The organism is Streptomyces sp. AB3(2024), from assembly GCF_041862025.1.
Taxonomy (GTDB): Bacteria; Actinomycetota; Actinomycetes; order Streptomycetales; family Streptomycetaceae; genus Streptomyces.
Genome location: NZ_JBGWAB010000088.1, coordinates 17100 through 33671, shown reverse-complemented (window position 1 = coordinate 33671; position 16572 = coordinate 17100). Strand labels below are relative to the sequence as shown.

General features: G+C 71.6%; 13 protein-coding genes and 2 pseudogenes. 4 read left to right on the top strand and 11 right to left on the bottom strand.

Annotation, left to right across the window (positions count from 1 at the left end):
* Together ACEPPI_RS27875 and ACEPPI_RS27870 are read right to left on the bottom strand one after the other, a co-directional pair.
* A pseudogene (locus ACEPPI_RS27875) lies at window positions 1-2254 on the bottom strand (nitrate- and nitrite sensing domain-containing protein); the annotation flags it as partial.
* Window positions 2255-2303: 49 nt separating this feature from the next.
* Window positions 2304-3119, bottom strand: a complete 816-nt coding sequence (locus tag ACEPPI_RS27870) for an MHYT domain-containing protein (protein WP_373918019.1) — start codon at window positions 3117-3119, stop codon at window positions 2304-2306.
* Between the two features lie 160 nt (window positions 3120-3279).
* Between ACEPPI_RS27870 and ACEPPI_RS27865 the strand changes: the two genes are divergently transcribed.
* The gene (locus ACEPPI_RS27865; RefSeq protein ID WP_373918018.1) at window positions 3280-3888 is read left to right on the top strand and encodes a class I SAM-dependent methyltransferase; all 609 of its coding nucleotides are present in this window, start codon (window positions 3280-3282) and stop codon (window positions 3886-3888) included.
* Window positions 3889-3941: 53 nt separating this feature from the next.
* Here the strand turns inward: ACEPPI_RS27865 and ACEPPI_RS27860 are convergent, their stop codons facing one another.
* On the bottom strand, window positions 3942-4856 hold the full coding sequence (locus ACEPPI_RS27860) for an oxygenase MpaB family protein (RefSeq protein WP_373918017.1): 915 nt from the start codon (window positions 4854-4856) through the stop codon (window positions 3942-3944).
* 134 nt (window positions 4857-4990) lie between these two features.
* On the opposite strand from ACEPPI_RS27860, the gene ACEPPI_RS27855 reads away from it, so the two are divergent.
* Window positions 4991-5779: a hypothetical protein gene (locus tag ACEPPI_RS27855; protein WP_373918016.1), complete on the top strand. Its 789-nt coding sequence runs from the start codon at window positions 4991-4993 to the stop codon at window positions 5777-5779.
* Window positions 5780-5911: 132 nt separating this feature from the next.
* Here ACEPPI_RS27855 and ACEPPI_RS27850 read toward each other — a convergent pair whose 3' ends face one another.
* Both ACEPPI_RS27850 and ACEPPI_RS27845 read right to left on the bottom strand, forming a co-directional pair.
* Window positions 5912-6457: an MOSC domain-containing protein gene (locus ACEPPI_RS27850; protein WP_373918015.1), complete on the bottom strand. Its 546-nt coding sequence runs from the start codon at window positions 6455-6457 to the stop codon at window positions 5912-5914.
* 18 nt (window positions 6458-6475) lie between these two features.
* Entirely contained in the window at window positions 6476-6658 is a 183-nt protein-coding gene (locus ACEPPI_RS27845) for a hypothetical protein (RefSeq protein ID WP_030232626.1), read from the bottom strand.
* 401 nt (window positions 6659-7059) lie between these two features.
* Between ACEPPI_RS27845 and ACEPPI_RS27840 the strand changes: the two genes are divergently transcribed.
* Complete coding sequence (locus tag ACEPPI_RS27840) at window positions 7060-8370, top strand: GAF domain-containing protein (RefSeq protein ID WP_373918014.1); 1311 nt, start codon at window positions 7060-7062, stop codon at window positions 8368-8370.
* A gap of 56 nt (window positions 8371-8426) precedes the next feature.
* The gene (locus tag ACEPPI_RS27835; protein ID WP_373918013.1) at window positions 8427-9950 is read left to right on the top strand and encodes an aldehyde dehydrogenase family protein; all 1524 of its coding nucleotides are present in this window, start codon (window positions 8427-8429) and stop codon (window positions 9948-9950) included.
* 112 nt (window positions 9951-10062) lie between these two features.
* On the opposite strand, the gene ACEPPI_RS27830 is transcribed toward ACEPPI_RS27835, so the two are convergent.
* From ACEPPI_RS27830 to ACEPPI_RS27805, 6 genes and pseudogenes are all read right to left on the bottom strand, one after another.
* Window positions 10063-10338, bottom strand: a complete 276-nt coding sequence (locus ACEPPI_RS27830) for a hypothetical protein (RefSeq protein ID WP_373918012.1) — start codon at window positions 10336-10338, stop codon at window positions 10063-10065.
* Between the two features lies 1 nt (window position 10339).
* Window positions 10340-11350 (bottom strand): MFS transporter, encoded by a 1011-nt coding sequence (locus ACEPPI_RS27825; protein WP_373918011.1) that lies wholly within the window; start codon window positions 11348-11350, stop codon window positions 10340-10342.
* A gap of 44 nt (window positions 11351-11394) precedes the next feature.
* Window positions 11395-11694: pseudogene (locus tag ACEPPI_RS27820) on the bottom strand (transposase); the annotation flags it as partial.
* Between the two features lie 993 nt (window positions 11695-12687).
* The gene (locus ACEPPI_RS27815) at window positions 12688-13149 is read right to left on the bottom strand and encodes a transposase (RefSeq protein ID WP_373918010.1); all 462 of its coding nucleotides are present in this window, start codon (window positions 13147-13149) and stop codon (window positions 12688-12690) included.
* Between the two features lie 253 nt (window positions 13150-13402).
* On the bottom strand, window positions 13403-14056 hold the full coding sequence (locus ACEPPI_RS27810) for a vanadium-dependent haloperoxidase (protein WP_373918009.1): 654 nt from the start codon (window positions 14054-14056) through the stop codon (window positions 13403-13405).
* A gap of 178 nt (window positions 14057-14234) precedes the next feature.
* A complete protein-coding gene (locus ACEPPI_RS27805; RefSeq protein ID WP_373918008.1) occupies window positions 14235-15731 on the bottom strand; it encodes an FAD-binding oxidoreductase in 1497 nt (498 codons plus the stop codon).
* Between the last annotated feature and the right edge of the window lie 841 nt (window positions 15732-16572).

Here is a 16572-nt window from a genome sequence, read left to right as displayed (position 1 = left end):
TGCCGGGACGGGCGGCCGGCCGGGCGTCGGGACGCCGCGCACGGTCTCCCGTACGACGCTCACGGCCGCGGGCCGCTCCGGCTGCCCCGCACCGGCCCCGGCCGGGGACGCGGGGCCGGGGCCGGGGGTGGTGGGGGCCGGGCCGGGGCCGGGCTCGATCGCGCCCTGGAGCAGGGAGTTGGGCAGCAGCACGACCGCGGTCGTGCCTCCGTAGGGCGACGGCCGCAGGCGCACCCGCACCCCGTGGCGGGAGGAGAGCCGGCTGACCACGAACAGGCCCAGGCGGTCGCTGTCGAAGAGGTCGAGGTCCTCGGAGTGCTCGATGCGGCGGTTGGCGTCGGCCAGCGCCTCGCGGCCCATGCCGAGTCCCCGGTCCTCGACCTCCAGGACGTACCCGGCGCCGACGGGCTCGCCGCTGACCCGGACCTTGGTGTGCGGCGGGGAGAACTGGGTGGCGTTCTCGACGAGTTCGGCGAGGAGGTGGGTGAGGTCGGCCACCGACGCGCCGGCGACGGCGGCTTCCGCGAGGCCGCGGACCTCGACCCGCGGGTAGTCCTCGATCTCGGAGACGGCGGCGCGCACGACGTTCGTGAGCGGGACCGGCACGCGCCAGGCCCGGCCGGGAGCGGCTCCCGAGAGGATGATCAGGCTTTCCGCGTGGCGCCTCATCCGGGTGGTGAGGTGGTCGAGCCGGAAGAGGTCGTCGAGCTCGCCGGGGTCGTCGGCGCGCCGCTCCATGGAGTCCAGCAGGTTGAGCTGCTTGTGCACGAGGACCTGGCTGCGGCGGGCGAGGTTGACGAAGACCCCGCTCACCCCGCTGGCGAATTCGGCCCGTTCTACGGCGGCGCTCAGAGCCGCCCGGTGGACGGTGGAGAGCGCGGCGGCGACCTGGGCGATCTCGTCCTCGGTGGTCCGTCCGGGCACGGGCCCGGCCTCGACGTCGGTGTCGACGTCCACGGCCCGGCCCGCGCGGAGCCGGTCCATGGCGTCCGGGAGCTTGCGGTGGGCGATCTCCAGGGCGGTGTTGCGCAGCGAGACCAGTTCGACGACCAGGGTGCGTCCGATGCGGACGGAGATGACCAGCGAGGCGGCGACGGCCGCCAGCCCGAGCAGCACCGCCGCCCCGGGGGGGGCCGAGCAGGCCCTCGGCGAGCGGGGCGGCCCGGCCCTCGGACCCTGCAGCGGCGGCCAGCCGGATGTCGCGCATCGAGCCGCTGACGCTCGTGTACGCGGCCTCCCAGCCGGCGGGCACCGCGCGCGGGGCCTCCCGGGGTGCTTCCCGCTGCGCCGTCGCGCCGCCGGCGGGGGTGGTGGCGGGGGCGGCGGCCAGGGCCTTGTCCTCCGCGCCCGTGAGCTCGGCGTAAGAGGCGCTCTTCGCCACGGACTCCCAGGCGGCGCGCTGGGCCGTCGGCAGATCCGGGGCGGTGGCGGCGGTGAGTGTGCGGCGGTTCTCGGTCACACCGGTCAGGCGGCGGAGCGCATCGGGGGTGCGGGGTCCCGGCACGGCGAGCAGGACGTCCTCGCGGGAGAGCATCTCACCGGCTCGGGCGAACTCCAGCAGGACGCGGCTGTCGGGTCCGGGATCCTGACCGGCGGAGAGGGCGCCCTCGACGGCGAGGGCGGAGTCGGCGGCCTCGGTGTAGACCGCGTAGGCGCCGTCCGGGGTGGTGCGGCGCTCGGTGACGTCCTTGCGGGCCGCGGCGAGCCCTTCCGAGCGGGAGACGAAGGTGTCCAGTCGGGTGACCACGTCGCCGTGGTAGTCGCCGGAGTCGGCGACGGTGTGCCGGTTTCCGAGGCGGAGCCGCCGTACGGCGTCGTCCGTGCGCCGGGCCTGCTGTGCCAGGGCCGCCGCCTGGTCGGAGGCCGGATCGGCCAGGAAGCGGACGGCGGCCCGGCGTTCGGCCTGGAGCTCGGTCAGGGCGGCCGCGACGGGGGTGCGGATCTCGGCGTCGGCCTGCCGGACCCGGCCGATCCGGGCGACGTCCTGGGCGGCGGCGACGGTGGCGAAGGCCCAGAGGCCGAGCAGGGAGACGACCGGGACCATCAGCAGCGAGACGATCTTCGCCCGGACGGTGGCGGGGCGCAGCCGGATCCGGGGGCGCGCACCGACGGGAGCGCTCCCGGCCGGGTCGGTACGCGGGTCCGGGAGCGGCGGTTCCTCGGCGGGGGGACCGGCGTGCGCCCGGCGGCCGCGCGCCGGTGGCACGGGTGGCCGCGGAGCCGCTGCCTGCGGTCTTCTGCGGGATGTGCGCATGGGCTCCTCGTTCGGGGCGGTGCGGGGCGGGTCCGGGACGGGCGGTCGTTCAGTGCGCGGGCACGGCGCCCTCGCCCGGCCGGCCGGGGGCCGCGGGTGGGGGGACGGCGACGGCACCGGAGGCCGAGGCGGACGCGGCGCGTTCGTCGGCGGTCGGGGACAGCGCCACGAACGCGGCGGTGATGAACAGGTAGGAGCCGAGCCCGACCGCGAGCGGGAAGATGAACTGCAGGGCGGTGGCTCCGGGCAGCGCCTGGTCCGAGGGGGTGACGCGGACGGAGACGGCCAGCATCCCGGTGTAGTGCATGCTGCTGACCGCGAGGCCCATCACCAGGGAGGCGACGGCCACGGCCGCCGGCGATTTGATGTTGAGGGCGGCCCAGAGGGCGGCGGTGGCGGCGACGACGGCGATGACGACGGAGAGCCCGACGGTGAGCGGGTCGTAGGCGACCCGGCCGTGCAGGCGCAGGGCCGCCATGCCGAGGTAGTGCATGCTCGCGACGCCGGCTCCGGTGGTCAGACCGCCGAGGACGAGGGACCGGCCGCGGGCCGTGCCGTAGCCGACGGCGAAGACGCCCGCGCCGACGACGAGCACCGCGACGAGCAGGCTGAGGATGGTCAGCGGCACGTTGTAGTGGATCTCGGTGCCGGTGACGTGGAAGCCGAGCATCGCGACGAAGTGCATCGTCCAGATGCCGGTGCCGATGGCCGAGGCCGCCGTGAGGAGCCAGTTGCGGCGGGAGGCCCCGGTGGCGGCGAGCGCGCGGACGGTGCAGCGCAGTCCGAGGGCGGCACCGATCGATGCCATCACATACGACAGTGCGGGTGTCAGCCAGCCATAGGCGGCGTGGTCCAGGTGTCCCATGGCCACGGGACGCTAGTCCGGGTGAGGGCACGAACAGGGGGAGCATTTCGAAAGCCGCTGGAACTGCTGGAATATGACAGAGATACGTTCATCTCCGATCACGCCACGTGCCAGCTTGCACACGGCCCACGGGCGGGCGACGGTACGGGATCATGGGGGCATGAGCCGTACGAACGAGGACCACACACACGTGCAGGAGTTCTTCGGGGCACGCGCCGCCGACTGGGACCGCAAATTCCCCGAGGACGGGCCCGCCTTCACGGCCGCCGTGGGCGAACTGGGCCTGGGCCCCGGCGACCGGGTGCTCGACGCGGGCTGCGGGACGGGCCGGGCCCTGACCCCGCTGCGCGCGGCCGTCGGCCCTTCCGGAACCGTGCTCGGCGTGGACCTCACCGAGCGGATGCTGGCCGCCGCGCGGGAGGCCGGGCGGGACGCCGATGGCACCCTGCTGCTCGCGGACGTGGCCCGGCTGCCGCTGCGCGACGGATCCCTCGACGCGGTGTTCGCGGCCGGGCTGATCGCACACCTCCCCGCCCCTGCGGCGAACCTGCGCGAGCTCGCCCGCGCGGTCCGCCCCGGCGGGCGCCTCGCTCTGTTCCACCCGATCGGGCGAGCGGCGCTCGCCGCCCGCCACGGTCGCGAGCTGACCCCGGACGACCTGCGGGCGGAGCACAACCTCCGCCCGCTGCTGTCCGGTTCGGGCTGGGACATGACCTCGTACGCCGACGAGGACGCCCGCTTCCTGGTCCTGGCGGCCCGCCGCCCCTGAGCCCTTCGGACCCTACGTCGCCCCGCGCACCGGGCCGCCCCGGCGCCCGGCGGCTACGCGGGCGGCTGGGCTTCGGCTTCGGCCGGGCGGCGCGGATGCGGCACGGGGCAGCCGCCCGCGCCGGGCACGGGGAACGTACCGAGCTCGCCGACGTCGTAGCCGTCCGGGTAGCCCTTGATCTCCGGGTTCTGACGGGAGTAGTGAGGGGCCCGGCGGGGCGGCAGGAGCCGCACCGCGCGGCCCCGCAGCCACAGCGCGCCCCGGACCAGGCGCTGGAGTCCGGGGCCCGGGGGCTCGTAGCGGAAGGCGCTGAGCAGCGGCTCGTCGAGGAGGGTGAGGCTCGCGCGGCGCACGGCGGGGGCCAGCGGGGCCGGGTACCAGGACGCCATGAGGTCGAGGGTGGAGTCGGCGACCTCCCGGCCCCCTTCGTCCCAGCCGAAGTGCGCCTGTTCGTAGGCGTTCAGGGTGGTCTCGAACTCCTCGTAGGAGCCCGGAACGTCCTTGATGCCCAGATGGCGGCCGAGGGTGGCGTAGTAGTTGGCGCAGGCCCGCCGCTCGTGGTGGGTCAGCGGGCGCCAGCCGTAGGCGTCGATCCAGCGGGCGGGGATCACGACGAACGTGCACAGGACGTAGCGCATGTCGTCGTCGGAGATGTCGTAACTGCGGTGCATCTGGTTGACGCGACGGATCGCGGTGCGCGCCGTGTCGCTGTCGAAGCCGTGCTCGACGACCGCGTCGAGGAGCAGCGTGGTGTCGTCGTAACGCTTCTGGGCGCGCCGGGTGAATTCCGCCGTCTCGGCCAGCAGGCTGCCGATGGAGGGGACGGCGTAGGTGCGGAAGAGCGCGAGTTCCAGGGCGCGGGTGAAGTCCCACGGGAACTCATAGGTGGCGGTGAGCCGGTAGATGGCCAGGAAGTCCTTGTCGGGGTCGAGCCGGAGGATCTCCCTCAGCCGGTCGTAACGCTGCACCGGTGTCCCTTTCTGTGGCGGGTGCCCAACTCTACGTGCAGGTAGCGGGCTTGGAAATCGCCGCCCGTGGACTCTCGACGCGCGTATTACCCGCTGGTTAAGGTGCGCCGACGAGAGAGCGATCGGGAGGCCACGTGTCCGCTGAGGAGGATGGGGGTTCGCTGTTCGTGCTGACCGCCGTACTGCTGACCCCCACGCAGTTCCCGACGGCGTTCGGCGACGACTTTCCGCAGGCCTGCGCCCTCCTGGGCGTGCCGCCGGTCGCCGACGGATACGGGCTGGTGCTCGGACAGGACGCGGAGGGTGCGCGCTGGACGGTCGTCGTCGACGACGTTTCGCTCGTGGCCACCGCGATCGCCTCCTGGGACTGCGGCATGGAGTACGAGCTGTCGCCCGACGAGAGCACGATCGTGCTCTCGCTGGCGGGCTGGCCGCTGGATCTGACGGTGGCGGCGCCGGGCATCCCGGAGCCGCACGACCCCGAGCAGGGCGCGGACGGCACGGGGCGGGTGCCACTGGCTCCGCCGTCGGCGGAGTCGTGGGGCCCGGTGCAGCGGCGCATGGGCGCGGACCAGATCGCCCGGGAGTGGGCGGACTGGCGCGAGCGGGTCGCGACGGACGGCGGGGCCGCCGCCGCGGCGCACCCCGGGCTGGCGCGGGCGCTGCGGGAGGCCACGGGATACGCCCAGGAGGCGCCACCGCCGGGCCGGGTCCGGTCCGCCTTCGCGGGTGAAGGCGTGCGGACCATCCGGGCGGACGGGCCCGGATGGTCCCTGGTGGCCCGGACCGACGACGCGGCCTTCGTCCTGCTGGACGAAGAGCCGGGCGAGGTCCTGACCGTCCCGCGCGCGGGCGACGCGGAACTGCCCGAACTCCCGGAGCTGCTGGCGGCCCTGGAGCGGGTGGCCACCCGGCCGTCCTGACGCCCCGCGGGGTGCCCGCGGGCCCGCGCGCTCCGGTCGCCCCGGAGCCCGGTCGCGAGTCGGCGCGTGCGGCGCAGGCCGCCCGCCGGCGGACGGCGATGCCTTGAGCCGGCGCAGTCGACCGACCTGGCCTCAGACGCGTTCGAGCGGAACGTGCGGAATTTCCGGCAGGGTCACCGTGATGGCGTCGCCGGGGCGGATCGTGCCTCCCCGGCGGACCACGCCCATGATCCCGGCCTTACGGACCACCCGGCCTTCCTCGTCCCGGCCGACGACCTGCTTGAGCAGCCCGTCCTGGAAGGCGTTGATCTGCGGGCAGGGATTGCGCAGCCCGGTCACCTCGACCACCGCCTCCTCGCCGAGGCGCAGGAGGGCGCCCGTCGGCAGCTCGTGCAGGTCTATGCCCTCGGTGGTGACGTTCTCCCCGAGCTGTCCCGGTCCGACGTTGAATCCCGCCGCGGCCACCTCGTCGAACAGCTCCCGGTGGATCAGGTGCACCTGCCGCAGATTCGGCTGGGTCGGATCGACGGCCACCCGTGAACGGTGTTTGACCGTGACCCCCGCGTGTACGTCGCCCTCCACCCCCAGGCCCGCGAGCAGCGTGATGCTCTCCCGGTTGGGCTTGGTGAACGAGTACTCGGCATTGCTGCTGACCGCTCTGATCTGTGCCCTGCTCATCGCCCCCCCCTGCGGCCTTCAGCGGCCGAGTTGCTTCCTGGACATGCCCCGCAGACGACGCTTCTGGGAGGAGTCCAGCAGGAGATACGCCACCACCGGGACCCCGATCAGGACCGCCAGTCCTGCCCAGAACCCGAGCAGGGAATACAGCACGATGGCTGCCACGACCGCGCCAACGGCGATCTTCGCGCCCTTCGACATCTGCGGACACCTCCTTCTTCCACGTCGACCACTCACCTGTGACAACGCGCCACGGGGGCCGTGCGTTCCCGGCCACCCGGGCGGTCTTCGAAGTGACCGGCCGTCTCCGCCCCGGCGGCGGCCCGGCCGGACGAGGAGGCGCCGGTGCTGCGCCGGGCCCGTGCCCGCCGGACGGCGCCCGACGGGGAACGGCGGCTGCGTCCGGACCCGGACGGCCGCGGGTGGCCGCTGCGCCGCATGTCGGGCCGACGGCACCTGGCGGGCCCCTCGGCCCCCGGCCCACCCGCCCCACCCGGTTTCGGCGTGGTGTGGCCGACGTAGTGCTTGCCGGGGACCGGGAGCCGCACGACGATGGGGGCGCTCCGCGCACCCGCGGCGCCACGGTCCCTCGGGAGGGTGACATGGGCGGTCCGTCGTTCGCGCTGCCGGGCGGGGCCGATCCCGTCGAGCGCACGCGCGTCCTGCGGCGGGCGCACGAGGCCTTCACCCGGGACGGACGCGTCGAGCCGCCGGTCCGGGCTGTGATCGCGAAGTCCTGGCGGCGGTGCGCGCGGGCGCGGGTCAGCCCGGAGTGCGCGCCCCGGCTGGAGCTGGCCGGGGCGGACCTGCGGGACTACCGCGCGGCACACCCCCTGGCCCGGGTGATGCCCCTGTTCCGGGACCTGGTCGGGGCGTTCGCGGCGCACGGGGCCCATCTGCTCGCGGTGTGCGACGCGCGCGGCGCGCTGCTGTGGGTCGAGGGGGAAGCGGCGACCCTGCGGCGGGCCGAGCGGCTGGGCTTCGTACCGGGGGCCCGCTGGGCGGAGACCGCGATGGGGACCAACGCCCCCGGCACGGCGGTCGCGCTCGGGGAACCGGTCCAGGTCTTCGGGGCCGAACACTTCAGCCGCCTCGTGCACCCCTGGACCTGCGCGGCGGCTCCGGTGCGCGATCCCGCCACCGGGCGGGTGCTGGGGGCGGTCGACATCACCGGCGGCGACGGACTGGCCCACCCCCACTCGCTCGCCTTCGTGCAGGCGGTGGCCCGGGCCGCCGAGGCCCAGCTGGCGCTGCTCGCGCCGCCGCCGGCCGGCTCGGCCCGGGACAGCCTCACGGCCCTCGGCCGCGACGAGGCCCTGCTGGTGCTCGGCGGCCGGCGGATCGTCCTGGGGCGGCGGCACAGCGAGATCGTGGCGCTGCTCGCACACCATCCCGAGGGCCTGTCGGGGGAGGAACTCGCACACGCGCTCTACGAGAACGAGTCGGTCTCGGCGGTGACCCTGCGCGCGGAGGTGTCCCGGCTGCGCACGCTGCTGGGCGCCGGGAACCTGCTCTCCCGCCCCTACCGGACCGCCGCCCCGGTGGAGGCCGACTTCGCCGCGGTCACCCGGCACCTGGCCGCCGGCGCGGTGTCGGCCGGACTGTCCCGGTACGCGGGCCCCCTGCTGCCGGCCTCCGGCGCGCCGGGCATCGTACGGCTGCGGCGGCGCATCGAGGACCAGGCACGGGCGGCGGTGATCGCCCGCGCGGACGCGGGACTGCTGACCGACTGGGTGTGCAGTGCGTGGGGCGCGGAGGACCCGGAGGTGTGGCGGGCGCTCGCGGCGGCCCTGCCGCCGGAGGGCCGGCCGGCCGCGCTGGCCCGCGTACGGGCCCTGGACGCGGAGCTGGGCGGCGGCCCGCAGCGGGTGCCCCGGCGGTACGCAACGTACCCGCAACCCGCCCGCTCCTAGCCTCCTCCCCGAGCGCCGTCCGACGGTGGCCGGCGCCCGGCAAGGGGAGGAACACCATGGCCCGTTACGCTGCGCCCGGTACCGAGGGCGCGCTGATGGCGTACGCGTCCCGCTACGACCACTTCATCGGCGGCGAGTACGTCGAACCGGCCCGGGGCCGGTACTTCGAGAACCCCTCCCCCGTCAACGGCCTGCCCTTCACCGAGATCGCGCGGGGCACGGCGGAGGACGTGGAGCGGGCCCTGGACGCGGCGCACGCGGCGGCCCCCGCCTGGGGCCGCACCTCGGTCGCCGAGCGGTCCGCGGTCCTGCTGCGGATCGCGGACCGGATGGAGCAGAACCTGGAGGCCCTCGCGGTCGCGGAGACGTGGGAGAACGGCAAGCCGGTCCGTGAGACCCTCGCTGCGGACATACCCCTGGCGATCGACCAGTTCCGCTACTTCGCGGGCGCGCTGCGCGCCCAGGAGGGAGCGCTGAGCCAGCTCGACGACGACACGGTGGCCTACCACTTCCACGAGCCGCTGGGCGTGGTCGCCCAGATCATCCCGTGGAACTTCCCCATCCTGATGGCCGTGTGGAAACTCGCCCCGGCGCTCGCGGCCGGCAACACCGTCGTCCTCAAGCCGGCCGAGCAGACGCCGGCTTCGGTGCACTACTGGCTGAGCCTGGTGTCCGACCTGCTGCCGCCGGGCGTGGTGAACGTCGTCAACGGTTTCGGCGAGGAGGCCGGCAAGCCGCTCGCGTCGAGCCCGCGCGTGGCGAAGGTGGCCTTCACCGGGGAGACCTCGACCGGGCGCCTGATCATGCAGTACGCGGCCGAACACCTGAAGCCGGTCACCCTGGAGCTCGGCGGCAAGAGCCCGAACCTGTTCTTCGACGACATCTGGACGACGGACGACGACCTGCGCGACAAGGCCCTGGAGGGCTTCACGATGTTCGCGCTGAACCAGGGCGAGGTCTGTACGAGCCCGTCGCGCGCCCTGATCGAGCGCGGCCGGTACGGCGATTTCCTGGACGCGGCGGTCGCCCGTACGGAACTGATCGTGCCGGGTCATCCCCTGGACACGGACACGATGATCGGCGCGCAGGCCTCGGAGGAACAGCTGAAGAAGGTCCTGTCATACGTGGAAATCGGCCAGCGGGAGGGCGCGAAGGTCCTCACGGGCGGCGGGCGCATCGACCACGGCGGTGACCTGGCGGGCGGTTTCTACGTCCAGCCCACCATCTTCGAGGGGGACAACCGGATGCGGATCTTCCAGGAGGAGATCTTCGGTCCGGTGGTGTCGGTGACGTCCTTCCAGGACTTCGACGACGCCGTGCGCATCGCCAACGACACGTCCTACGGCCTGGGGGCCGGCGTCTGGACCCGCGACATCAACACGGCCTACCGCGCGGGCCGCGCGATCCAGGCGGGCCGCGTCTGGACGAACTGCTACCACGCCTACCCGGCCCACGCTGCTTTTGGGGGCATGAAGCAGTCCGGCATAGGCCGCGAGACCCACAAGATGATGCTGGAGCACTACCAGCAGACGAAGAACTTATTAGTAAGCTATTCCCCCAAAAAGCTCGGCTTCTTCTAAGAAGTTGAGCACGGTGCCTGACCTGCGCAAACGGCCGGTCAGGCACCGTTGCCCTGGTCTCGAGACGGCTACCGAAGTCGGGTGATTGCAGAGTTCACTTGCCTCCGATATCTCACTGCACAGGGAAGATCCGGGCCGTGCACGGGCCAGCGCGATCGCCGGTCCACCGCGCATACCAGCAGACGCAGAGCCCTTTCCAAACTGATGGTGGCGGGCGGTCGTTGTCGGGGATGGGCTGCACAACCGCGTTCACGACCGGGGACGCACCGGTCACACCGAACGGGGTGTTGCGCAGCACGAGCAGCTGCAGCGCACTGACCAGGCAGAGCGCAAAAACGCTCTGCAGAACCAGAACCATCCCCAGCGCGACCACGGCCTTCTTCAGCACGTCAAGACCTGCCCGCCCGCAGCTGCCCCAAGGCCCGCGCCGCGTCCGGGCAGGCCGTTCGAGCACTTGACGGCTTCCGCCGATCAAGAGCCCCCAATCCGACCGGGCCCTTACGCATCGATCCCATGCGTGAACGCTTTGTTCGCTTGGCGTGCCGGGCACCCCGGGCAGTGCAACTGGATGAGCACGAACCCCTTGGGCGCCCGACAGCCGGGCAATCCCGGCCGTCACCAGCAGGGCCCCGGCCAGCGGGGCGAGGTCTCTCCTCGACCACCATCACCACGATGGCGGCGAGGCTGTACAGCGGGTTCGCGGCCCGACGCTGTCGGATCACGAACGCGGCAAGCGCGACGACGAAGACGACGCCGAGGCCCACCAGGATTGCGCCGGCGTTCGGAGCGACGGCGAAGTTGATGCCCAGAATGAGCGAACCCACCAGCAGCACCGAGAACACGCCGCCGAGGTTGTCCACGGGCTTGGTCGTCTCGTTCACGTGCGCGGGAACGCAGAACCACGCCATTGCAAAGGACACGACCGCGATCGGCACGGTGACCGGGAACACCGAGCCCCACCAGTAGCTCCCGAGCAAGATCCCCGACAGCAGCGGGCCGAGCGAAGCGAACGCGGCTCCGATCGCCGACCACAGCGCGATCGATCGCGTTCGGCTGGGGCCGCTCCACAGTGCCGCGATCAGCGCGAGGGTAGTCGGGTAGCACATGCCGTCGGCCACCCCGCCGACGATCCGGGCAACGATGAGCACCTCGATGTTCGGCGCGTACGCCGCGAGGAAGGAAAGCGGCAGCGACAGCGCCGAGCCCGCCAGCAGCAGCAGCAGTTTGCGGCCTTGACGATCCCCCAACGCGCCGAGGTAGAACACCGACGCGGCCATACCCAGGTTGTAGCCGACCGCGGTCAAGTTCAGCTCGGTCTGCGACGCGTCAAAGGTGCGCCCGATCGTGGGTAGTGCCACGTTGGCGACCGCGAGGTTCAGGTTCGCTACAGCGGCCGCCAAGATCAGCGCGGTGAGGACGAGCGGCGCGTGCTCGGGGCCGGCCGAGAGTCCACGCTGACCAGCGGCAAGTCCGTTCTGCCCACCCGGGCACCCTCGGCGATCAGGCCTTCCAGCAGGGCGGTGAACACACCGGCGTCCCGCCAGACACGGAAACGGCCGTAGACGGTCGCCCAGGGGCCGAACTCGGCAGGCATCTCCCGCCACTGACCACTGGAACGGAACCGCCAGATCACCCCCTCGAACTGCTCCCGCAACCGCTCCGGATACGGACCGTACCTACCGATCGGCAGATACGGCTCGATGAACTTCCACTGAGAATTGGTGAGTTGCCTACGCGTAACCATCACAGTCCTACCGGGCTCCACCCCGCGAAGAGGGCGGAACCCGGCAACTGATCACGACACCACACAGGCCCTAGCACGTCGAAGTGGCAGGGGCCCTCAGCCGTGAACCTGATCTGTCCGCCTCCGGCCTGAGCCGTGAGTGGACCGTCCGTGTCAGCCGGGGCTTCCGGCTCAAGAAGGACGGCCGGAGCCACCGGCAATGGGATCCCGCGCTACTGGCCGAATTCGAGGCCGCGGGCCAGGTGTACGAGTTCGTGCCGAGTCCCGACAATCTGGCGGTTCACCCCGGCCCCCTGGCGGCTCGGGCCGCTGCTCCGGGCATCTGCGGTCTGGCCTCGCGTCCCGCCCAGCAAGAAGGCGAAGGACCCGTCAGGGTCGTCTCGTGGGGGGGGGCAGGTGGTCTCGCGTTGATGATTGGGATGGCTTCCACACGTGGGTCGATACCGAGGTCAACACCGACACCAGGCGCATGCGGGGCAATCGGGAGAAGCTCAGAAAAGCGGTTGGGGACGAGAGTCACGCCGTCATCGGCGTGACCATGAATGCCCCGTGGCCGGCCCATCGTGCGCCCGCGAGTGACAGCCGGCTTCCCTCGATGGCACCTCTGCTCCCGCAGGAGTTCACCCATATCTGGCTCATCGGGACCGGATATCCGACCGTTGCCTGGCGTGGTACCCAGATCTGGGATGGTTCGATCCGACCAGGATCACCTGCCAGTACGACGGGCACAGGCCGTCGATGGTGCGCCTCCTGGTCCTGCTGAGCGTTTCAGCCGAGCCCAGGTTCACCATCCAGTGGTGCGGCATCCGCCGTGCACCGGCAGGTACCGCTGTGGCGTTGACCGCGCCGACAGCTCCAGCCTGGCGGGCGGCGTCTCCGGGAATCGCCGCGTCAGCAGCGAAGGAGACGTCAGGCCTCGCGGGCCGCCGCTCCGCTGAGGTGCGGCGCAAAGATGGAAAGCCTCCTGCCCGGCGTCCTCCATAGCCTGCAGAGCTACCGGATCCGTAGTCGGCGGAAGCCGTGGAGCCAGGCGATGGTCCGCTCTACGACCCACCGGTAGACGCCGAGGCCGGAGCCGTGCGGGACTCCGCGGCGGGCGATCACGGGTTTGACGCCGGTCGCCCAGACCGGGCGGCGGTACTTGTCGTGGTCGTGGCCGCGGTCGGCCAGGAGGGTGTCGGGTCGTCTGCGGTGCCGGCCGACGAGGCCGGCGACCGGCGGAATCTTGTTCAGCAGCGGCATCAGCCGGGTGACGTCGTTACGGTTCCCGCCGGTCAGCGACACGGCCAGTGGGATGCCCTGGCCGTCGACGATGAGGGGGTACTGCTGCCTGGACGTGCTCGGTCGACCGGGCTGGGCCCGCTTTGGGCCCCGTCGAGCGGCCCTGACGTGGGAGGAGTCGATCACCGCCCGCGACCAGTCCAGCTTCTTCAACAGCATGCCGGTATGCAGCACGAACAGGATCCCGCACAGGGCTTGGCGGTCCGGTTCGGATGGTCGTTGGTCTGGTCGTGGGGAAACGTCAGTCACGACCGTGGATCGTGTCGGATGAACTGTGGTCGCTCATCGAACCGTTGCTTCCGGAACCGGCGCCGAAGCAGGTGGTGGGCCGCCCGCGGGTACCGAAAGTCACGTGATCAACAGCTTCTGTCAGGACCTCTGAGCCGGGGCGCCGGCCGATCCGGCCGGCGTGGGCCACGGTGCCGTTTCACCGCTGATCAGGACGGCCCGGTCGTGTCGGCTGGAGCGCGTTGTCGAACACGTAGTCGGCAACGTTGGTGCCGATCTCCCTCCCGTCCTCGGCGTCCCAGCGGAAGTGCACACCCAGCCAGAGTCGGCTGAACTCGCCCTCCTGGGCGACCTGGCTGAAGCTGTTCATCTGGCGGGACAGAACGAGTGTGTGCGGGTCCTCGGAGTGTGCGGTGAACGAGACGTCGTCACGGTCGAAGTAGTGCTGCATCGCGCCTGCCCACGCAGCCGTGAAGTTGGCGTGCCCAGAGGTCCAGGCGGGGAAGCACAGGGTCCACGGTGCCCCCGAGCGGTCCGCACTGAGGGGCTCCCAGGTTGCGTTCGCGCCGCCCGTCGCCCGGACCGCGGACACCGGGCGCCACTCGTTGATTGGGCTGTCGAACTTGCTGTCCCAGGCTGCGATCCCGGCATCCGCCAACGACAGCGCCGACAGCGCGAACAAGCGGGTGGTCTCGTACGTGTCGAGCTTGAACTTCTTGGCGACGGTCCCGGTCAGCTGGAGCAGTTGCCCCGGGGGGTGGTAGGTGCCGTTCAGGTCGTGGTCCCAGAACCAGCCGACGACGGTCTGATCGTAGGTGCGCTCGGTGGAGTCGACGGCACCGACCCGTCGCACCTCGTCGACCTGGCGCGCGTACTGGCAGGAAAGTCTTGCGGCAATGGCGCCTGCCTGACTGAACCGACCATTTCAATGAGTTTTATAGGCGTCCTGCAACAGCGTGGCTACTCCATCAGGACGGGTAGGTCGTGGCTGAGCCCCCTCGCAGGTCGGGAGGGGGCTCAGGCCTGTTCGTTCAGCAGGACGCGGGCGGGATGCTCTGCTCGTACTTGAAGGCGTTGCGGGGGTCGTACTCCGCCTTGATCTTGCGCAGTCGGTCGAAGTTCGATCCCCAGTAGGCGGTCTCCCAGTCCTGCATGCCGATGTTCGGCACGTTGACGTAGGCACCGTCTACGTAGGGGCGCAGTGCCTGGCTGAATTCGGCGATCCAAGCCTGGGCCTGCGGGGTGAGCGGGTCGCAGACGCCCGGCTGGTCGGAGCGTGTCCCCCAGCCGGCGCCGGGCTCGGAGTAGAAGAGCGCGTCGCGGTGCGGGAACGCCGTGCCGCCGCGGGGGCTCTTCCTGACCGCCCCGCCGAACGCCTGCACAAAGAAGTTGCTGTCGTCCGTGGGCGCGTCCCGCATGAACGAGGAGATCACATCGATCGCCTTCCTCGGGAACGGCTTTCTGGTGAACTGCGAGAAGAACTTCCAGTTCGCGGGTTCGTCCGCGGTCGGGATCTGGAAGCCCGTATACACGTCGCCCCAGTTCCCTACCTGCACCGACACCTGGGGGCTGTCGACCGACAGGATCGGGGCCAGCAGCTTCTTCGCCTCCGCGGGTGTTCCTTCCGCCAGGACCGCAAACAGCAGGATCTGGTTCCGGTGAATTTCGAGCTGGGTGCCGAGGCGGTCGTCCGTGTACGGCGCAGTACGCTGATAGGCCTCGAAGATCCTGGACAGGTCGCCGATTCCGTCCCAAGTGGCCTGCAAATACGTGACGCTCCTCAGTGGGGCCACTTTGTAGGTGAGTGAGGTGACGATCCCGAAGTTGCCGTTCCCGGCTCCGCGCAGCGCCCAGAGCAAGTCCGGGTTGTTGTGCAGATCGGCCTTGACCACCTTGGCGCACTCGGCGCCTTCCGCAACGACGACCTCGGCACCGATCAGGCTGTCGCAGGCCATGCCGATCCAGCGGGTGAGGAAGCCGAGACCGCCGCCGAGTGTCGCCCCGGCCAGGCCCACGCTGCCTTCGGTCCCGGTCGTCACCGCGAAGTTCTGCTCCGCGAGCGTGGTCACCGCTTCCAGCTGGTTGAGTCCGGCGCCGACCGTCGCGACACGGGCGGCGCTGTCGATGCGGACCGACTTCAGCTCGCTGATGTCGATCACGAGGCCGTTGTCGATGTTCGACCAGCCCTCAGTGTTGTGGCGGCCGCTGCGGACCCGTAGCGCGACGTCGTTCTGCCGTGCCCATGTAAGGGCGTTGACCACGTCCTGGGTGTTCTGGGCGAAGACGATGACCAGCGGATAGCGAGAGATGAGCTGGTCCCAGCCGAGGCGGGCGTCCGTGTACCCGGCGTCGTCGGGGCGGACGATGCGGCCGGTCAGCTTCGCCGGCAGGCACTCCGCGTTCGCGGACGCCTCCTTCACGGCGCTCGCACCATGGGCCTCGGTGGCCGCGAGGCCCTGCGCGACGACCGCACCGGCACCGGCGGCCGCCGTCGCCTTGAGCACTTTACGACGGGAAAAGTCGTTCATGGTCCGTTTCCTCTCGGCCACCAGTGGGCGCGAATTATTCACTTGCGGGCGATTTGGGCGAAGTGGACAGTAGCAAGGGTGACCGCGGTGGACTGCATCGACACACTCGCAACCAAGGCCGAAACGGCCCAACGGCCGTGGCCCAGGCACGAACCCGGTGTGCTTGGTTGGTGATACGACCGCCCTGGCCGGCCAACCCACTTGCGTCTCGGCTGCCAGCTCCTTCAGGCAGCCGTGGGCGTTCGACCGAGGCCCGGCGGCCCAGCAGGCCGGAGAATCACCTCGGTTGGGCCTTGGGCGAGCCTCCGGGCCGCTCCCGGGCAGGTTGGGAATGCGCTCGTCCCGCGGGTTCGCGGACACCTTCGGCCGAGAGGCTTCCGACAGCCCCTGTGGTGGCCGAGCTTGCCGCGGTGGGCCTGGGTGAGGTGGGCGTCGAGGGTAGGTGCTCCTCACCCACCTCCCCCGGTGGTTCAGCCCCGTCACACCCTGCCCCGACAGTTACCACGCACCTCGACTGGTGGCCTGGGACATCAGCGTTGACCGGCCCTGGCTCGCGGTGGACTGCGCGTTGGATGGCACGCCCGAACCAGCACCGAATCTACGAGCCTTCATGCGACAGCAAGGGATCCTGCATGGGGCGAGTCCGCTCGCGGTCGCGTGCCAGTTCGTGGGGGGCCTGCACCGGGCTCACCGGAACGGGCTGGGTCCAGCGCACAGCCCCGGCCCCGCCGCGCTGCCCTACGTTGGCGGCCCGGGCGGACCGTGGCCAGATCCACGCGGACAGGGACACCTCCAAGCCGCTGCCGCTCCGGAGGACAGCCTGCAAGGCTCACCGATTCGA